The 18,145-nt window shown below is 59.6% G+C and carries 14 protein-coding genes; 7 read left to right on the top strand and 7 right to left on the bottom strand.

Translation table 11 applies throughout. The annotated features are described in order from the left end of the window. Nucleotides 1-17: 17 nt before the first annotated feature. From odhB to sdhC, 6 genes are all read right to left on the bottom strand, one after another. Complete coding sequence (gene odhB / locus NCCP436_RS12510; protein ID WP_220804332.1) at nt 18-1,238, bottom strand: 2-oxoglutarate dehydrogenase complex dihydrolipoyllysine-residue succinyltransferase; 1,221 nt, start codon at nt 1,236-1,238, stop codon at nt 18-20. Nucleotides 1,239-1,301: 63 nt separating this feature from the next. Then, nucleotides 1,302-4,133, bottom strand: coding sequence for a 2-oxoglutarate dehydrogenase E1 component (locus tag NCCP436_RS12505; protein WP_220804331.1), 2,832 nt, complete (start codon nt 4,131-4,133; stop codon nt 1,302-1,304). A gap of 249 nt (nt 4,134-4,382) precedes the next feature. Continuing rightward, a complete protein-coding gene (locus tag NCCP436_RS12500) occupies nt 4,383-5,090 on the bottom strand; it encodes a succinate dehydrogenase iron-sulfur subunit (RefSeq protein ID WP_220804330.1) in 708 nt (235 codons plus the stop codon). A gap of 11 nt (nt 5,091-5,101) precedes the next feature. Continuing rightward, nucleotides 5,102-6,874 carry a succinate dehydrogenase flavoprotein subunit gene (sdhA, locus tag NCCP436_RS12495; RefSeq protein WP_220804329.1) on the bottom strand — a complete coding sequence of 591 codons (1,773 nt, stop codon included), beginning with the start codon at nt 6,872-6,874 and terminating at the stop codon, nt 5,102-5,104. A gap of 3 nt (nt 6,875-6,877) precedes the next feature. Beyond that, the gene (sdhD, locus tag NCCP436_RS12490) at nt 6,878-7,246 is read right to left on the bottom strand and encodes a succinate dehydrogenase, hydrophobic membrane anchor protein (RefSeq protein ID WP_220804328.1); all 369 of its coding nucleotides are present in this window, start codon (nt 7,244-7,246) and stop codon (nt 6,878-6,880) included. After that, nucleotides 7,240-7,614, bottom strand: coding sequence for a succinate dehydrogenase, cytochrome b556 subunit (gene sdhC / locus NCCP436_RS12485; protein WP_220804327.1), 375 nt, complete (start codon nt 7,612-7,614; stop codon nt 7,240-7,242). The genes sdhD and sdhC overlap by 7 nt, the downstream gene beginning before the upstream one ends. Before the next feature lie 363 nt (nt 7,615-7,977). On the opposite strand from sdhC, the gene gltA reads away from it, so the two are divergent. Further along, nucleotides 7,978-9,258, top strand: a complete 1,281-nt coding sequence (gene gltA / locus NCCP436_RS12480) for a citrate synthase (RefSeq protein WP_220804326.1) — start codon at nt 7,978-7,980, stop codon at nt 9,256-9,258. A gap of 249 nt (nt 9,259-9,507) precedes the next feature. Here gltA and NCCP436_RS12475 read toward each other — a convergent pair whose 3' ends face one another. After that, nucleotides 9,508-11,736 (bottom strand): NADP-dependent isocitrate dehydrogenase, encoded by a 2,229-nt coding sequence (locus tag NCCP436_RS12475; protein WP_220804325.1) that lies wholly within the window; start codon nt 11,734-11,736, stop codon nt 9,508-9,510. Nucleotides 11,737-12,096: 360 nt separating this feature from the next. Between NCCP436_RS12475 and icd the strand changes: the two genes are divergently transcribed. From icd to purB, 6 genes are all read left to right on the top strand, one after another. Then, nucleotides 12,097-13,353, top strand: coding sequence for an NADP-dependent isocitrate dehydrogenase (icd, locus tag NCCP436_RS12470; protein WP_220804324.1), 1,257 nt, complete (start codon nt 12,097-12,099; stop codon nt 13,351-13,353). 138 nt (nt 13,354-13,491) lie between these two features. Further along, nucleotides 13,492-13,932, top strand: a complete 441-nt coding sequence (locus NCCP436_RS12465) for an NUDIX hydrolase (protein WP_220804323.1) — start codon at nt 13,492-13,494, stop codon at nt 13,930-13,932. 90 nt (nt 13,933-14,022) lie between these two features. Next, nucleotides 14,023-15,135, top strand: coding sequence for a tRNA 2-thiouridine(34) synthase MnmA (gene mnmA, locus NCCP436_RS12460; protein ID WP_220804322.1), 1,113 nt, complete (start codon nt 14,023-14,025; stop codon nt 15,133-15,135). After that, nucleotides 15,132-15,752, top strand: coding sequence for a high frequency lysogenization protein HflD (gene hflD, locus NCCP436_RS12455; protein ID WP_220804321.1), 621 nt, complete (start codon nt 15,132-15,134; stop codon nt 15,750-15,752). Before mnmA ends, hflD begins: the two co-directional genes overlap by 4 nt. 2 nt (nt 15,753-15,754) lie before the next feature. Then, the gene (locus NCCP436_RS12450) at nt 15,755-16,618 is read left to right on the top strand and encodes a DMT family transporter (protein ID WP_220804320.1); all 864 of its coding nucleotides are present in this window, start codon (nt 15,755-15,757) and stop codon (nt 16,616-16,618) included. A gap of 142 nt (nt 16,619-16,760) precedes the next feature. Next, entirely contained in the window at nt 16,761-18,131 is a 1,371-nt protein-coding gene (gene purB, locus NCCP436_RS12445) for an adenylosuccinate lyase (RefSeq protein ID WP_220804319.1), read from the top strand. Nucleotides 18,132-18,145: the final 14 nt, after the last annotated feature.

The following is an 18,145-nucleotide window of genomic DNA, read 5'->3' as shown; positions in this document are numbered from 1 at the left end:
ATGAAAGACACTGGCTCTTAGATGTCCAGCAGCAGGCGCGCCGGGTCTTCAAGCAGGTTTTTGATGGTCACCAGGAAGGTCACGGCTTCCTTACCATCGATCAGGCGGTGGTCGTAGGACAGCGCCAGATACATCATCGGGCGAATCACCACCTGACCGTTCACGGCCACCGGACGCTGGATGATGTTGTGCATACCCAGAATGGCGGCTTGCGGCGGGTTGACAATCGGAGTCGACATCATCGAACCGAAGGTGCCACCGTTGGTGATGGTGAAGGTGCCGCCGGTCATCTCTTCGATGGACAGCTTGCCTTCACGCGCCTTCTTGCCGAAGGTCGCGATACCGCTTTCGATCTCGGCCAGGCTCATCAATTCGGCATTGCGCAGTACCGGAACAACCAGGCCCCGGTCGCTGGAGACGGCCACACCGATGTCGGCATAACCATGGTAGACGATGTCGTTGCCATCGATCGACGCGTTGACCGCCGGGAAGCGCTTCAGCGCCTCGGTGGCAGCCTTGACGAAAAACGACATGAAGCCCAGGCGTACACCGTTGTGGGACTTCTCGAACAGTTCCTTGTACTTCGAGCGCAGTGCCATGACTTCGCTCATATCCACCTCGTTGAAGGTGGTCAGCATGGCCATGGAGGACTGGGCCTCGACCAGACGCTCGGCAATCTTGGCACGCAGGCGGGTCATCGGAACGCGCTTCTCGGTACGGTCACCGGCAGCCACAACCGGAGCCTCGGCGGCAGCAGCAGGTTTGGCAGCCGGAGCGGCCGGGGCATTCTTCTTGGCCTCGACGGCGGCCAACACGTCTTCCTTGGTCACACGGCCACCCTTGCCGGTGCCGGCGATGCTGTTCGGATCAATGCCGTTTTCCTCAGCCAGCTTGCGGGCGGCCGGCGAGAGGATGGCATCGTCAGCAGCGGCAGCCGGGGCGGCGGCAGCGGCCGGAGCAGCGGCAGCAGGAGCAGCAGCCGGAGCAGCGCTAGCGGCAGCGCCTGCAGTCAGCTTGCCCAGTACTTCGTTGGAAAGAACGGTATCACCTTCGTTCTTGATAATTTCAGCCAGAACGCCGTCGGCCTCGGCCAGTACTTCCAGCACGACCTTGTCGGTCTCGATGTCTACGATCAGCTCATCACGCTTGACGGCCTCGCCCGGTTTCTTGTGCCAGGTGGCTACGGTGCCGTCGGCAACCGATTCCGGGAAGGTGGGGGCTTTGATCTCGATAGCCATGTGTGCGTTTCCTTAAATTCGATTTACCGGCAGGTAGTTCGGGCTACCTGCCGGATGAAGGCATTAAACAGTAAAGGCGTCCTGCAGCAGCTTTTCCTGCTGTTCTGCGTGCATCGACGCATAACCGCAGGCAGGAGCGGCCGAAGCCTCGCGACCGGCATATTCCAGATTCAGGGTTTTCTTGTGCGCAGCAGCAACACGACGCATGTGATGCTGGCTGCAGTACCAGGCCCCCTGGTTCATCGGCTCTTCCTGACACCAGACGAGGTGCTTGAGGTTCTTGAACGGCGCTATTACTTCGGCCAGATCGTCCTCCGGGAACGGATAGAGCTGCTCGATACGTACGATGGCGATGTCTTCGCGACCCTCGGCACGACGCTTCTCCAGCAGATCGTAGTAGACCTTGCCACTGCACAGGATCAGACGCTCGACCTTCTTCGGATCCAGCGAATCGATCTCGCCAATCACTGTCTGGAAGGAGCCTTCCGCCAGCTCCTCGAGAGAGGAAATGGCCAGTTTGTGACGCAGCAGGGACTTGGGAGTCAGAACTACCAGCGGCTTGCGCAGCGGACGAATCACCTGACGACGAAGCATGTGGTAGACCTGCGCCGGGGTAGTCGGCACACAAACCTGCATGTTGTGTTCGGCACAGAGTTGCAGATAACGCTCCAGACGTGCCGAGCTATGCTCGGGGCCCTGCCCCTCGTAGCCGTGTGGCAGCAGTACGGTCAGACCACACAGACGCCCCCACTTGGTTTCGCCACTGGAGATGAACTGGTCGAACACCACCTGGGCACCGTTGGCGAAGTCACCGAACTGGGCTTCCCAGATCACCAGTGCGTTGGGCGTGGTGGTGGCGTAGCCATATTCGAAGGCCAGCACTGCTTCCTCGGACAGGAAGGAGTCATAAAGCTCGAACTTCGGCTGTCCGTCGTACAGGTTCTTCAGCGGAACATAGGTACTGGCATCCTTCTGGTTGTGCAGCACCGCATGACGGTGCGAGAAGGTACCGCGACCGATATCCTGGCCGGTCATGCGAATCGGATGGCCTTCGACCAGCAGAGTCGCGTAAGCCATGGTCTCAGCAAAGCCCCAGTTGATCGGCAGGCCACCGGCGCCCATCTTCTGACGGTCTTCGAGGATCTTCGCCACCTGGCGCTGAACCACGAAACCTTCCGGAATCTGCAGCAGCTTGGCCGACAGTTCCTGCAGGGTCTTGAGGTCGAAACGGGTGTCATGGCGTGCGGTCCAGGTATGCCCCAAGTATGGACGCCAGTCGACGAACAGTTCCTTGTTGGGCTCCTTGACCAGGCTCTTGACTACATGCTGGCCGTTGTCCAGTGCGGTGCGATACTCGTCAATGCGCTCCTGCACCTGTTCAGCACTGAGCACGCCAGCATTGATCAGCGCCTCGGCATACAGCTCACGAGTGGTGCGCTGCTTGGCGATCTGCTGGTACATCAACGGCTGGGTGCCACTCGGCTCATCAGCCTCGTTGTGACCACGGCGACGGTAGCAGACCAGGTCGATAACCACATCGCGCTTATACTGCATGCGGTAGTCGACGGCCAGCTGGGTAACGAATACCACAGCTTCCGGATCGTCACCATTCACGTGGAAAATCGGCGCCTGGATCATCTTCGCCACGTCGGTGGCGTATTCGGTCGAGCGCGCGTCTTCCGGACGGCTGGTGGTAAAGCCAACCTGGTTGTTGATGACGATGTGGATGGTGCCCCCCGTCTTGTAACCACGGGTCTGCGACATCTGGAAGGTTTCCATCACTACACCCTGACCGGCGAAGGCCGCGTCACCGTGGATGGAAATCGGCAGTACCTTGTCACCGGCCGGATCGTTGCGGCGATCCTGACGAGCACGTACCGACCCCTCGACCACCGGCGATACGATTTCCAGGTGCGAGGGGTTGAACGCCAGTGCCAGGTGTACTTCGCCACCTTGGGTCATGACGTTTGAAGAGAAACCCTGGTGATATTTCACGTCACCGGAGGACAGGCCTTCGGCCTTCTTGCCTTCGAACTCGTCGAACAGATCGCGTGGGTTCTTGCCGAAGGTATTGACCAGCACGTTGAGACGCCCACGATGGGCCATGCCGATAACCACTTCCTTGGTGCCGTAGGAGCCGGAGCGCTGGATGATCTCGTCCAGCATCGGGATCAGGCTTTCGCCACCCTCAAGACCGAAACGCTTGGTGCCCGGATACTTGGTGCCCAGGTACTTTTCCAAACCCTCGGCAGCGGTCACGCGCTCAAGTACGTGAGCCTGTACTTCGGGCGAGAACTGCGGACGACCACGCACGCTTTCCAGGCGCTGGGCGAACCAGTGGCGCTGACCGGAATCGACAATGTGCATGAACTCTGCGCCGATGGTGCGACAATATGTCTGCTGCAACGCCTCGAGAATTTCGCGTAGGGTCGCCTCCTCCCTGCCGATGTACAGCTCACCGGTACGGAAAGTGGTGTCCAGATCCGCTTCGGTCAGACCGTAGTGATTGATCGACAGGTCGGACGGCACAGTGCGCACCCAGAGTCCCAGCGGGTCGAGCTGGGCAGCCTGATGACCACGCACGCGGTAGGCCTGGATCAGACGCAGCACTTCGACCTGCTTCTTCTCGTGCTCGCTGCTGACGGCACCGGCCGAGACCGGCTGGGCGCGACGGGAATTCTTGGCAAGCAGAATGAAGTGATCGCGAATGGTCGAGTGCGACACATCCGCGGCAGGGCTGCCATCGGTCGGCAGCTTCTGGAAGTACGTGCGCCACTCTTCTGGCACAGCGTTGGGATCGTGCAGGTAGAGCTCGTAGAGCTCTTCCACGTAGGCAGCGTTGCCACCGGATAGGTGGGCACTGTCCCACATGCGCTGCATCACGCTTTCTTGCATGCTTGGTCACCCTCGGTAAGGGGACACCACCGGCGTGGAGACCCTGTGCGCAGTTCGAATTTCTGTCAATGCGACTCGAACATACCCACTCAGGTTCCCGCAGATAGCCCGGGCACCAGCCCGGATGCCCCTGCTGGTCGTCATATTTTTCGAATACGAACCACGGCTTTGTGAGCTGTGGTTCCGGTTCTTACTGCAAGCCCGGCCGAAGCCGGACTTGCAGGTGTTACAGGTACAGCAAAATCTGAATCAGGTACCGCTCTGCAGCAGCATGTTGCGGACGTGACCGATGGCCTTGGTCGGATTCAGGCCTTTCGGGCAGACGTTCACGCAATTCATGATGCCACGGCAGCGGAACACGCTGAACGGATCGTCCAGCGAAGCCAGACGTTCCGCGGTCTTGGTATCGCGGCTGTCGGCCAGGAAACGATAGGCCTGCAGCAGCGCAGCGGGACCGAGGAATTTGTCCGGGTTCCACCAGAACGAGGGGCAACTGGTCGAGCAGCATGCACACAGGATGCACTCGTACAGACCGTCAAGCTTCTCGCGGTCAGCGGGCGACTGCAGTCGCTCGATGGCCGGCGCCGGCGTATCGTTCTGCAGGAACGGCCGCACCTTCTCGTACTGTTTGTAGAAGATGCTCATATCGACGACCAAGTCACGAATGACCGGCAGCCCCGGCAGCGGACGGATTACCAGCTTGCCACCCTTCAGTCCCGCTGCAGACAGCGGGGTGATGCAGGCCAGGCCGTTCTTGCCGTTGATGTTCATACCGTCGGAGCCACAAACACCTTCACGGCAGGAGCGACGATAGGAGAAGCCTTCATCCTGCTCCTTGATCAGGGCCAGCACGTCCAGCACCATGACATCCTTGCCACCGGTGTCGACCTGGAAATCCTGCATGTACGGAGCAGCGTCCTTTTCCGGGTTGTAGCGATAAACACTGACTTGCAACATCTCAGTCACCCTTAATAAGTCCGAACCTTGGGTTCAAACGCCGGAACGGTCTTCGGCGCGAAGTTGACGGCACGCTTGGCTACGCGCTTCTCGCCCGGGAAATAGAGCGAGTGGCACAGCCAGTTCTGGTCGTCGCGCTCTTCGAAGTCCTCACGGGCATGTGCGCCACGGGACTCTTTCCGAGCCTCGGCAGCGATGGCAGTCGCTTCGGCCACTTCGAGCAGGTTTTGCAGTTCCAGCGCTTCGATGCGCGCAGTGTTGAATGCCTGGCTCTTGTCGGAGATCTTGACTTTGGCAATGCGTTCACGCAGCTCGGCCAGCTGCTTGATGCCCTTCTGCATGTACTCGCCGGTGCGGAACACGCCGAAGTAGTTCTGCATGCACTGCTGCAGTTCGCGCTTGAGCGGAGCAACATCTTCGCCAGTGCTGCGCTCATTGACGCCAGCCAGTCGGGCCAGGGACTGTTCGATGTCGCTCTCACCGGCGCCACGAACCTCGACACCCTCCTTGAGGGCTTTTTCCAGGTGCAGACCGGCCGCACGACCGAACACCACCAAGTCGAGCAGCGAGTTGCCGCCAAGACGGTTGGCGCCGTGCACCGATACACAGGCGACCTCGCCCACGGCAAAAAGACCTTCGATGATCTTGTCGTTGCCGTTGGCGTCCTGAGTAATGGCCTGACCATGAATGTTGGTAGCCACACCGCCCATCATGTAGTGGCAGGTCGGAATAACCGGGATCGGCGCAACTACCGGATCGACGTGAGCAAAGGTCTTGGACAGCTCACAGATACCAGGCAGACGGCTGTGCAGTACTTCTTCACCCAGATGATCGAGCTTCAGCAGCACGTGATCCTTGTTCGGGCCACAGCCGTTGCCGGCGATGACTTCCTTGACCATCGAACGGGCGACCACGTCACGACCGGCGAGGTCCTTGGCGTTGGGAGCATAACGCTCCATGAAACGCTCGCCATGGGAGTTGATCAGGTAACCACCCTCACCGCGGCAACCCTCGGTTACCAGCACGCCGGCACCGGCGATACCGGTCGGGTGGAACTGCCACATTTCAATATCCTGCACCGGTACGCCAGCCCGCAGAGCCATGCCTACACCGTCACCGGTATTGATCAGGGCATTGGTGGTGGAGGCGTAGATACGGCCTGCGCCACCGGTAGCCAGAACCACGGCCTTGGAGCGGATGTAGACGGTCTCGCCGGTCTCGATACAGATGGCGATGATGCCGACAATGGCACCATCCTGGTTCTTCACCAGATCAACGGCGTACCACTCGTTGAGGAACGAGGTACCAGCCTTCAGGTTGGCTTGATACAGGGTATGCAGCAGTGCGTGACCGGTACGGTCGGCTGCAGCACAGGTACGAGCCGCCTGAGTCGGATTATCCGGCCCCTTGGACTGGCCGCCGAACGGACGCTGATAGATACGACCTGTTTCAGTCCGGGAGAACGGCAGACCCATGTGTTCGAGTTCGAACACAGCCTCCGGACCAACGGAACACATGTATTCGATGGCGTCCTGGTCACCGATATAGTCGGAGCCCTTGACGGTGTCATACATATGCCAGCGCCAGTCGTCATTCGGGTCGGCCGAAGCAATTGCGCAGGTAATGCCACCCTGAGCGGAAACAGTGTGCGAGCGGGTCGGAAATACCTTGGTAACCACAGCAGTCTTGTGACCGCCTTGAGCCAGTTGCAGCGCTGCACGCATGCCGGCGCCACCGCCACCTACAATGATGGCGTCATAGGAAAGAGTACGGATGCTAGCCATGAATCAGAAACCCCACAGAATCTGCACGCCCCAGACGAACAGGACGAACTGGAGAACACCACACGCTGCCTGAACCAGGAAACGCACACCGGTAGCCCAGCGACCAATGGCCATGGGCGTCAGGTAGTCAGTGGTAATGGTCCACATACCCACCCAGGCGTGAACGATCAGCGCAAGCAACGCCAGCAGACTGAAGATGCGCATGGCAGTGTGCGAGAACAGCGCATGCCACTCGGCATACCCCAGACCCGGATTACAGATTACATAGCCCAGCAGAAACACAGTGTAAGCCGCGAGAACGACCGCAGAAACGCGCTGAGCCATCCAGTCATAGAGGCCCGAACGCGAGAAGTTCGTAACGTTGGTTACCATATCCATACCCCCAGCAGCGCGATCAGAATGATCGAGATGACAAGCACGATTTTCGAACCCAGCTTGCCGCCTTCAAGCGACTCACCGACGCCGAGATCCATGATCAGATGGCGCACACCGGCCACCAGGTGGTACAGCAGAGCGGACAGCAGACCCCAAATCACGAACTTGACCAGCGGACTGGTCAGGCATTCTTTCACCTGGGCAAATCCTTCTTCGGAGGTCAGCGACTTGTCGAGCCCGAACAGCAAAATGGCAATGGCGACAAAGAGGATGACACCGGAGATGCGGTGAAGAATGGAGGTGTAAGCAGTGATCGGGAGCTTGATAGTCCGCAGGTCTAGGTTTACAGGTCGTTGGCTATTCACGGCTTTTTTATCACACTGAGAGCCCCTAACTATCAGGGCAGAGTTGTTGGGAAGTGCACTGGCAAGGTACCCATCACCCAATGAGTGACAACCGCCATGACACGGCCCTAAAGCCTGTGGCGGTCGGCCGCAGAGTATAGACAGTTAGCAGACTAATGACAATGCGACCTCCCCCTCTAAAAAGCGCATTGCGGAGTGCAAAAAAATCACGTAAATAGCGCCCCCTTTTCCACGAAAAAACCTTTGAAACCCTTCTGCCATCTGGGTTTTCGCAAATTGACATTCGCATTTATCCCACTATAGTGATGCGGGCCCTGCGTGGGGGGCTGTTTGATGATTCCAAGCATAATTAGGAGGCCACACATGGCTGACAAAAAAGCGCAGTTGATCATCGAGGGCTCGGCCCCGGTCGAGCTGCCCGTTCTGACCGGCACTGTTGGTCCTGATGTAATCGACGTGCGGAGCCTGACCGCCACGGGTCGGTTCACTTTTGACCCCGGCTTCATGTCGACCGCCTCTTGCGAGTCGAAGATCACCTATATCGATGGTGACAAGGGCGTGCTGCTGCACCGCGGCTACCCGATTGAGCAACTCGCCGAGCACTCCGACTACCTGGAGACCTGCTACCTGCTGCTCAACGGCGAACTGCCGAATCAGGAAGAGAAAGCCCGCTTCGTCAGCACCATCAAGAACCACACCATGGTTCACGAGCAGCTGAAAAGCTTCTTCAACGGCTTCCGCCGCGACGCCCACCCAATGGCCATCATGTGTGGCGTGGTCGGCGCCCTCTCCGCCTTCTACCACGACTCGCTGGACATCAATAACCCGCGCCACCGCGAAGTTTCCGCCATGCGCCTGATCGCCAAGATGCCGACCATCGCCGCGATGACCTACAAGTACTCCATGGGCCAGCCCATGATGTACCCGCGCAATGACCTGAACTACGCAGAAAACTTCCTGCACATGATGTTCAACACACCGGCCGAGATCAAACCGATCAGCCCGGTGCTGGCCAAGGCGATGGACAAGATCTTCATCCTCCACGCCGACCATGAGCAGAACGCCTCCACCTCTACCGTACGACTGGCCGGCTCCTCCGGCGCCAACCCGTTCGCCTGCATCGCTGCCGGCATCGCCGCCCTCTGGGGCCCGGCACACGGTGGCGCCAACGAGGCCGTGCTGAACATGCTGGACGAGATCGGCAGCGTGGAGAACATCGACAAGTTCGTAGCCAAGGCCAAGGACAAGAACGATCCGTTCAAGCTGATGGGCTTCGGTCACCGCGTGTACAAGAACTTCGACCCGCGCGCCAAGGTTATGAAACAGACCTGCGACGAAGTACTGGCCGAACTGGGCATCAACGACCCGCAGCTGGAACTGGCGATGAAGCTTGAAGAGATTGCGCGCAACGACCCTTACTTCAAGGAGCGCAACCTCTATCCAAACGTGGACTTCTACTCGGGCATCATCCTCAAAGCCATCGGTATCCCGACCAGCATGTTCACCGTGATCTTCGCTCTGGCACGCACCGTCGGCTGGATCTCGCACTGGAAGGAAATGCTTTCCGGCCCGTACAAGATCGGTCGCCCGCGCCAGCTCTATACCGGTCATCCGCAACGCGACCTGCCGGCCGATCGCGACTGATCCACAGAATCTCGCGTACCAGAGAGCAGCACGTTAAAAACCGATGCCGGATTCCGGCATCGGTTTTTTCATGCCCGCTCTCTTCCAGCGGACACTCAAGAGGCTTTATTGCCCTTGCAGATCAGCAGAGCCCTAGCCCTGAAACAAAATCACCGCCCGGGCCTGAGACCGCGGGCGGTGACAAGGGACCATCTCCAGACCGCAGCACATCCCGTGCACTGCGGCTGGAGAGCTCAAGGCAGGTAACCGTCAGGCATTCAGTGCTGCCAGTGCAGCATTGAAGGTCGCACTTGGGCGCATGACCTGACTGGTCAGCTCCGGGTTCGAGCGATAGTAGCCACCAATATCCACCGGCCTGCCCTGCACTGCTGCCAGTTCAGCCACGATGGTGGCTTCCTGCTCGGTCAGTTGCTTGGCCAGCGGTGCGAAATGGGCTTTCAGCTCAGCATCCTCATCCTGAGCCGCCAATGCCTGGGCCCAGTACAGCGCCAGGTAGAAATGACTGCCACGGTTGTCGATCTCGCCCACCCGACGTGCCGGGGACTTGTTGTTATCCAGCAACTTGCCGGTGGCCTCATCCAGAGTCTTGCCGAGGATCTTGGCCTTCGGGTTGCCGGTCTTGATACCGGTCTCCTCCAGCGAGACAGCCAAGGCCAGGAACTCGCCCAGCGAATCCCAGCGCAGGTAGTTCTCTTCCAGCAATTGCTGGACATGCTTGGGCGCGGAACCGCCAGCACCGGTCTCGTACATGCCACCACCAGCCATCAGCGGTACGATGGACAGCATCTTGGCCGAAGTACCCAGCTCCATGATCGGGAACAGATCCGTCAGGTAGTCACGCAGCACGTTGCCAGTCACCGAAATAGTGTCCTGACCACGGATCATACGCTCCATGGAGACGCGAATGGCCTCGTTGTAACCCATGATGCGGATATCCAGGCCGGTCAGGTCGTGGTCTTTCAGGTACAGCTCAACCTTCTTCTGCAGCTCGCGATCGTGAGCGCGCTCTGGGTCCAGCCAGAAAATTGCCGGAGTGTTGGACTGGCGGGCACGGGTTACGGCTAGTTTCACCCAGTCACGGATCGGCGCGTCCTTGGTCTGGCATGCGCGCCAGATGTCGCCGGCTTCAACTTCGTGCTGCATCAGTACAGTGCCGTCGGCGGCTACAACGCGCATGGTGCCATCGACGGTCATCTCAAAGGTCTTGTCGTGGGAGCCGTACTCCTCGGCTTTCTGCGCCATCAGACCTACGTTCGGCACGCTGCCCATGGTGGTTGGATCGAATGCACCATTGGTTTTGCAGAAGTTGATCATCTCCTGGTAGATGCGGGCGTAGGTGCTTTCCGGCATTACTGCCTTGGTGTCCTTGAGCTTACCGTCCTTACCCCACATCTGACCGGAGTTACGGATCATTGCCGGCATCGAGGCATCAACGATCACGTCGCTCGGGATGTGCAGGTTGGTGATACCCTTGACCGAGTCAACCATGGCCATTTCTGGACGGTGACTGTAAACCTCGTGGATGTCGTGCAGGATCTCTTCCTGCTGCGAAGCCGGCAGAACCTTGATCTTGTCGTAGACGCTGCTGATACCGTTGTTCGGGTTGACGCCCAGTTGCTTGAACAGATCGCCGTACTTGTCGAAAACGTCTTTGTAGTAAACGCTCACGGCATGGCCGAACACGATGGGGTGAGAAACCTTCATCATGGTGGCCTTGACGTGCAGCGACCACATCACGCCGGTTTCCTTGCAGTCTTGCAGGGTTTTCTCGAAGAAATCTCGCAGTTTGCGGCAGCTCATGAACATGCTGTCGAGCACTTCGCCCTTCTGCAGGTCCAGCTTTTTCTTGACTTCAACCTGGCCGTCTTTGCCTACGAACTCAATACGCACCTGACCGGCTTCAGCCATGGTGATCGACTGCTCGCTGGAGAAGAAGTCACCGCCACGCATGTAGTCAGCGTGCGACTGCGAAGCCATGCTCCACTTGCCCATGCTGTGCGGGTTCTTGCGAGCGTAGGCCTTGACAGCGGCCGGAGCACGGCGATCCGAGTTACCTTCACGCAGCACCGGGTTGACCGCACTGCCCAGCACTTTGGCGTAGCGCGCGCGAACCTCCTTCTCTTCATCAGTCTGCGGATCTTCCGGAAAGTCCGGAACGTCGTAGCCCTGAGCCTGCAGCTCGGCGATAGCAGCCTTAAGCTGGGGAACCGAAGCCGAGATATTGGGCAGCTTGATGATGTTGGCATCGGGCTGCAGGGTCAGCTCAGCCAGTTTGGCCAGATCGTCCTCGACGCGCTTGTCGGCATCAAGGCGATCGGCAAAGCTTGCCAGGATCCGTCCAGCAAGAGAGATGTCGCGGGTTTCAACGGAGATGCCAGCCGATGCGGCAAAGGCTTCTACAATGGGCAGAAGCGAGTAGGTGGCCAGAGCCGGCGCTTCGTCGGTGAAGGTGTAGATAATCTTCGAGGGGGTGGACATTTAGGGTTTACTCTCTTTTGCTGAGCGCGCACAGAAACTCGACCTGCGCGGGGTAGGCGCTAAAGCCCCATGGTGGCGGGGCCGGGTCGAGGACTCGCCGCGGTGATGTTGGATGCACCCGTAGAGTGTCGAGCGATTCGAGCCAGCCGACAGCGGTAGCCGTCAGCCCTGCTCAAGAGGTTGCGATCCGGTTCCGGATGGTTCACCCCTTATGACTCGTTAGTCACCTAAGCAGTATACCACTGCGGCAGCTCGTCGCAGAATGCCCCCTTGAATAAGACCTTTGCAGATGTGTCTCCGCCACCTGCTTTGCGCTACTCTCGGGTATGCACACTGTCTAACCACAAGATGGAGTCCAGCATGGGATACCAAAAGATCCAGGTGCCAGCTAGCGGTGACAAAATCACCGTCAATGCCGATATGTCGCTGAATGTTCCGAACAACCCGATCATCCCCTTCATCGAAGGTGATGGCATCGGGGTCGACATCTCCCCAGTGATGATCAAGGTGGTCGATGCCGCCGTCGAGAAGGCCTATGGCGGTACCCGAAAGATCTCGTGGATGGAAGTCTACGCCGGCGAAAAAGCCACTCAGGTCTATGACCAGGATACCTGGTTGCCGCAGGAGACCCTCGACGCCGTTCGTGATTACGTGGTCTCAATCAAGGGGCCTCTGACCACCCCCGTCGGTGGCGGAATCCGCTCACTCAACGTCGCACTGCGCCAGGAGCTTGACCTTTACGTCTGCCAGCGCCCGGTACGCTGGTTCGAAGGCGTACCCAGCCCGGTAAAGAAACCCGGCGATGTGGACATGGTGATCTTTCGCGAGAACTCCGAGGACATCTATGCAGGTGTCGAATGGAAGGCCGGCAGCCCCGAAGCCGAGAAGATCATCAAGTTCCTCACCGAGGAAATGGGCGTTAAGAAAATCCGCTTCACCGACATGTGCGGTATCGGCATCAAGCCGGTTTCCGAGGCAGGAACCAAGCGCTTGGTGCGCAAGGCCCTGCAGTATGCAGTGGACAATGACCGCAGCTCGGTGACCCTGGTGCACAAGGGCAACATCATGAAGTTCACCGAAGGTGCCTTCAAGGAGTGGGGCTACGAAGTCGCCCGTGACGAGTTCGGCGCCGAGCTGCTCGATGGCGGCCCGTGGATGCAGTTCACAAACCCGAAGAGCGGCAAGAACATCGTGGTCAAGGACGTGATAGCCGATGCCATGCTGCAGCAAATCCTGCTACGCCCGGCCGAGTACGACGTGATCGCCACCCTCAACCTGAACGGCGACTATCTGTCCGACGCCCTGGCCGCAGAAGTCGGCGGCATCGGTATCGCGCCGGGCGCCAACCTGTCCGATAGCGTCGCCATGTTCGAGGCCACCCACGGCACAGCGCCCAAGTATGCCGGCCAGGACAAGGTCAACCCGGGCTCGGTGATCCTTTCAGCGGAAATGATGCTGCGTCACCTTGGTTGGTCGGAGGCGGCGGATCTGATCATCAAGGGTACCAACGGCGCCATTGCTGCCCGAACCGTAACCTATGACTTCGAACGCCTGATGGAAGGCGCCACACTGGTCTCCTGCTCAGGCTTCGGCGACGCCATCATTCAGCACATGTAAGCCCTGCTCCGTGCTGCAGACAGCCTTCAGGCCTCTGCAGCACGCCCCCTATTTGCCGCCCCCTCAACCAATACCACCGGCAAGTCTTCCAATCCTGCCCAGCCGATCCAACCAACCCCGCCCGCGAGATTTCAAGAGATGGACTGGAATCCTCATATCACTGTCGCCACGGTCATCGAAGACCAAGGCCGCTTTCTCTTTGTCGAAGAGTTCAAGGCCGACCATCTAGTGCTCAACCAGCCAGCCGGCCACCTGGAAGCCAACGAGTCGCTGCGTGACGCCGCACTGCGTGAAACCCGCGAGGAAACTGCCTGGGAGGTAGAACTTACCGGCCTGCTAGGCATTTACCTATACACGGCACCCAGCAACGGTGTGACCTACCAGCGCGTCTGTTTCACCGCCCGGCCGCTGCGACACAATCCTCAACTCGGCCTGGACCCGGACATCAGCAGTATCACCTGGCTGACCCGGGACGAGCTGGCCGCCCAACCCGAGCGCTGGCGCAGCGAACTGGTACTACGCTGTGTCGACGACTACCTGGCCGGAATCCACGGCCCTCTGGAACTGGTCCGCGACTGATAGCACCGGTGCAAGGCAGACACCGGATCTCAACGAGCAGTGGCTTTCTGGTAGACTCGGCAGCTTTTCAGGTTTCACTCGCAGAGCCCCATGCAAGCACCAAGCACCCAACGCGTGATCGTCGGCATGTCCGGCGGCGTCGACTCCTCCGTCTCTGCCCTGCTGCTGCTGGAACAGGGTTACCAGGTCGAAGGCCTGTTCATGAAGAACTGGGACGAGGACGACGGCACCGAATACTGCACTGCCATGGACGACCTGGCCGACGCCCAGGCAGTCTGCGACAAGATCGGCATCAAGCTGCACACCGCCAACTTCGCTGCCGAATACTGGGACAACGTGTTCGAGCACTTCCTGGCCGAATACAAGGCCGGACGCACGCCGAACCCGGACATCCTGTGCAACCGCGAAATCAAGTTCAAAGCCTTTCTCGACTATGCCCTGAGCCTGGGCGCCGACCTGATCGCCACCGGCCACTATGTGCGCCGTCGTGATATCGACGGTCGCACCGAACTGCTCAAGGGGCTGGATCCGAACAAGGATCAGAGCTACTTCCTGCACGCCGTTGGCGGCGAACAGATTGCCAGAACGCTGTTCCCGGTTGGCGAGCTGGAAAAACCCCAGGTGCGCGCCATTGCCGAGAAATATGAACTGGCAACAGCCAAGAAGAAGGACTCCACCGGCATCTGCTTCATCGGCGAGCGCCGCTTCAGCGACTTTCTCAAACAATACCTACCTGCCCAGCCAGGTGACATTGAAACTACCGAGGGTCAGGTCATTGGCCGTCATCACGGCTTGATGTATCACACTATCGGCCAGCGCCAAGGTCTCGGCATTGGCGGCATGAAGAACGCCGGAGACGAACCCTGGTACGTGCTGCGCAAGGATCTTGCGCGCAACGTTCTGATAGTCGGCCAGGGCAATGAACATCCCTGGCTGTTCTCGCGCGCCCTGCTCGCCTCGGAAATCTACTGGGTCAACCCGGTGGATCTGGGCAGCCCACGTCGCCTGACGGCCAAGGTGCGCTATCGCCAAAGCGACCAGAGTTGCACCCTGGAAAAGACCGAGAACGGCTATCGCGCCGTATTCGATGAACCCCAACGCGCCGTAACCCCCGGCCAGTCCGTGGTGTTCTACGACGGCGAGGTATGCCTGGGTGGCGGCGTGATCGAAACCGCCGAAGCCTGGTACGAGGATGCCCGATGAGCCCGCTTCAGGAACAACTGGTCGCGCTCGGCGCCGTATTCGAAGCTGCGGTACTGGCCGACAAGATCGCCCGTACCGGCCAGGTCAGCGAGGCGTCGATGAGCTGCATGCTCGGCAGCCTGCTGGTACGCGACCCGAAGAGTACGCTGGATGTCTACGGTGGTGACGACCTCAACCTGCGCGATGGCTACCGCGCACTGATCAGCTCGCTGGAGCGCAATCCGTCGGCATTGCAGCGCGAACCTCTGCGCTATTCTCTGGCGATGATCGGCCTGGAGCGCCAACTGGACAAGCGCGGCGACATGCTCGAGACCATAGGCAATCGTCTGGATCAGATCCAGCAACAGGTCGAGCACTTCGGCCTGGTGCATGAAAATGTAATTGCCGCCTGTGGCGGCCTGTATCAAGACACCATCAGCACCTTCCGCCAGCGCATCCAGGTGCATGGAGACATGCGTTTCCTGCAACAGCCAGCCAATGCTGCGAAGATCCGCGCTCTGCTGCTCGCCGGCATTCGCTCGGCGCGCCTCTGGCGCCAGCTTGGCGGTCATCGCTGGCAGTTGGTGTTCAGCCGCGCCAAGCTGCTGAAGGAAGTCTACGAGCTGATGCGCACCTGAGCATGAACAGCCCCCCACGTAGCATTCGGCCACTGCAGGGGGCGCTTCTGCTGGCCGTTTCCGCCCTTCTGTTCGCCCTTACCGGGGTCGGCATCCGCGAGATATCAGCCAGTGTCAACAACGAGCTGGTAGTGTTCTTCCGCAATCTGGTCGGCGTGCTGTTCTTTCTGCCGCTACTTGTGTTGCGCGGCACCCGCACGCTACGCACCACTCGCCTGAAGTCACACCTGTGGCGCACCATCTACGGGCTGGCGGCAATGTATTGCTTTTTCTATGCAATCGCTCACCTGCCGCTGGCCGACGCCATGCTGTTTACCTATTCAGCACCGGTTTTCACACCACTAATTGCTCACCTCTGGCTCAAGGAACCATTGACCTCGCGCATACAGGTCACCAGCCTGATAGGCTTGGTCGGTGTAATACTGGTAGCCAAGCCCAGCGATGCTCTGTTCAATGGCGCCGCATTGATCGGCCTGACCTGCAGCCTACTTGCCGCCTTTGCCTTCGTCTCCATTCGCGAAATGAGCGACAGTGAGCCGGCCACCCGCATCGTTTTCTACTTCTCACTGTTCAGCACGCTGCTCTCTGCCATTCCGCTTACCTGGAGCTGGCAGCCTCTCGACGCCAACCAACTGACCTGGCTGCTGGGAGTCGGCCTGCTTGCCACCACCAGCCAGATTTTCATGTCGCATGCCTATGGTCTGGCTCCTCCCGGCCTCATCGGCCCGGTAGCCTATCTGGCCATCGTCTTCGCCGGCCTGTTTGCCTGGCTGCTGTGGAACGAGGCGCCTGACTCGCTATCGCTGCTCGGCGCAGCACTGATCTTCGCTGCCAGCCTGCTGTCGGTCAGACGACGCAGCTCATAGACGGCGAAACAGCGGTTTTCATGTATGATATGCGCCCCTTTCGTCAGAGGCCTTCCGCTCTTTCGGCCAGTTTCTCGCCCTATTCGGCGCGAAAGCCGTAAATGCGGATGGTTTTTCAGCCCGACAGCCCGAGAACGCACACATGCAGCTTTCCTCGCTCACCGCGGTTTCCCCCGTCGACGGCCGCTACGCCGGCAAAACCAGCGCACTGCGCCCCATCTTCAGTGAATACGGTCTGATCCGTAATCGCGTACTGGTCGAAGTACGCTGGCTGCAGCGCCTGGCCGCTCATGAGGGCATCCCGGAAGTAGCGCCCTTCTCCGCCGAGGCCAATGCTCTGCTCAATGAGTTGGCGGAAAATTTCGCCCTTGAGCACGCCGAGCGCGTGAAAGAGATCGAGCGCACCACCAACCATGACGTCAAGGCCGTTGAATACCTGCTCAAGGAACAGGCCGTCAAACTGCCGGAGCTGGCCAAGGTCAGCGAATTCATCCACTTCGCCTGCACCAGCGAGGACATCAACAACCTGTCCCACGCCCTGATGCTGCGCGAAGGTCGCGACAGCGTGTTGCTGCCGCTGATGAAGCAGATCGCCGGTGCCATCCGCGAGCTGGCGGTGAAGTTCGCCGACGTACCGATGCTGTCGCGCACCCACGGCCAGCCGGCCTCGCCGACCACTCTCGGCAAGGAGCTGGCCAACGTGGTCTATCGCCTGGAGCGACAGATCGCCCAGGTCGCCGCCGTGCCGCTGCTGGGCAAGATCAACGGCGCCGTGGGCAACTACAACGCCCACCTGTCGGCCTACCCGCAGATCGACTGGGAAGCCAACGCCCGCCAGTTCATCGAGAACGACCTGGGCCTGCAGTGGAACCCCTACACTACCCAGATCGAACCACACGACTACATCGCCGAGCTGTTCGACGCCATCGCCCGCTTCAACACCATCCTCATCGACTTCGACCGCGACATCTGGGGCTACATCTCTCTCGGCTACTTCAAGCAGAAGACCGTAGCCGGCGAAATCGGCTCCTCGACCATGCCGCATAAGGTCAACCCGATCGACTTCGAGAACTCCGAGGGCAATCTGGGCATTGCCAACGCCATCTTCCAGCACCTGGCCAGCAAACTGCCGATCTCCCGCTGGCAGCGTGACCTGACCGACTCCACTGTGCTGCGCAATCTCGGTGTCGGTTTCGCTCACAGCGTTATCGCCTACGAAGCCAGCCTCAAGGGTATCGGCAAGCTGGAGCTGAACCAGGCGCGTCTGGCCGAAGACCTCGACGCCTGCTGGGAAGTGCTGGCCGAGCCGATTCAGACCGTAATGCGCCGCTACGCCATCGAGAATCCCTACGAGAAGCTCAAGGAGCTGACCCGCGGCAAAGGCATCAGCCCGGAGGCACTACTGGCCTTCATCGACAGCCTGGACATGCCGGTTGCCGCCAAAGAGGAGCTCAAGCAACTGACCCCGGCGCGCTACATCGGCAACGCCGTGGCCCAGGCCAAGCGTATCTGAGCCGCTCAGCATGA

It is taken from the genome of Pseudomonas sp. NCCP-436, from assembly GCF_019656335.1.
In the GTDB taxonomy this organism is placed as follows: domain Bacteria; phylum Pseudomonadota; class Gammaproteobacteria; order Pseudomonadales; family Pseudomonadaceae; genus Aquipseudomonas.
The sequence above is the reverse complement of the archived record's forward strand: the minus strand, read 5'-3'. Positions and strand labels throughout refer to the sequence as shown.

Bases quoted from the DNA above. Each gene is read 5' to 3' on its own strand.
- odhB (WP_220804332.1), bottom strand. From the start codon at position 1,238: ATGGCTATCGAGATCAAAGCCCCCACCTTCCCGGAATCGGTTGCCGAC.
- NCCP436_RS12505 (WP_220804331.1), bottom strand. From the start codon at position 4,133: ATGCAAGAAAGCGTGATGCAGCGCATGTGGGACAGTGCCCACCTATCC.
- NCCP436_RS12500 (WP_220804330.1), bottom strand. From the start codon at position 5,090: ATGTTGCAAGTCAGTGTTTATCGCTACAACCCGGAAAAGGACGCTGCT.
- sdhA (WP_220804329.1), bottom strand. From the start codon at position 6,874: ATGGCTAGCATCCGTACTCTTTCCTATGACGCCATCATTGTAGGTGGC.
- sdhD (WP_220804328.1), bottom strand. From the start codon at position 7,246: ATGGTAACCAACGTTACGAACTTCTCGCGTTCGGGCCTCTATGACTGG.
- gltA (WP_220804326.1), top strand. From the start codon at position 7,978: ATGGCTGACAAAAAAGCGCAGTTGATCATCGAGGGCTCGGCCCCGGTC.
- NCCP436_RS12475 (WP_220804325.1), bottom strand. From the start codon at position 11,736: ATGTCCACCCCCTCGAAGATTATCTACACCTTCACCGACGAAGCGCCG.
- icd (WP_220804324.1), top strand. From the start codon at position 12,097: ATGGGATACCAAAAGATCCAGGTGCCAGCTAGCGGTGACAAAATCACC.
- NCCP436_RS12465 (WP_220804323.1), top strand. From the start codon at position 13,492: ATGGACTGGAATCCTCATATCACTGTCGCCACGGTCATCGAAGACCAA.
- mnmA (WP_220804322.1), top strand. From the start codon at position 14,023: ATGCAAGCACCAAGCACCCAACGCGTGATCGTCGGCATGTCCGGCGGC.
- hflD (WP_220804321.1), top strand. From the start codon at position 15,132: ATGAGCCCGCTTCAGGAACAACTGGTCGCGCTCGGCGCCGTATTCGAA.
- NCCP436_RS12450 (WP_220804320.1), top strand. From the start codon at position 15,755: ATGAACAGCCCCCCACGTAGCATTCGGCCACTGCAGGGGGCGCTTCTG.
- purB (WP_220804319.1), top strand. From the start codon at position 16,761: ATGCAGCTTTCCTCGCTCACCGCGGTTTCCCCCGTCGACGGCCGCTAC.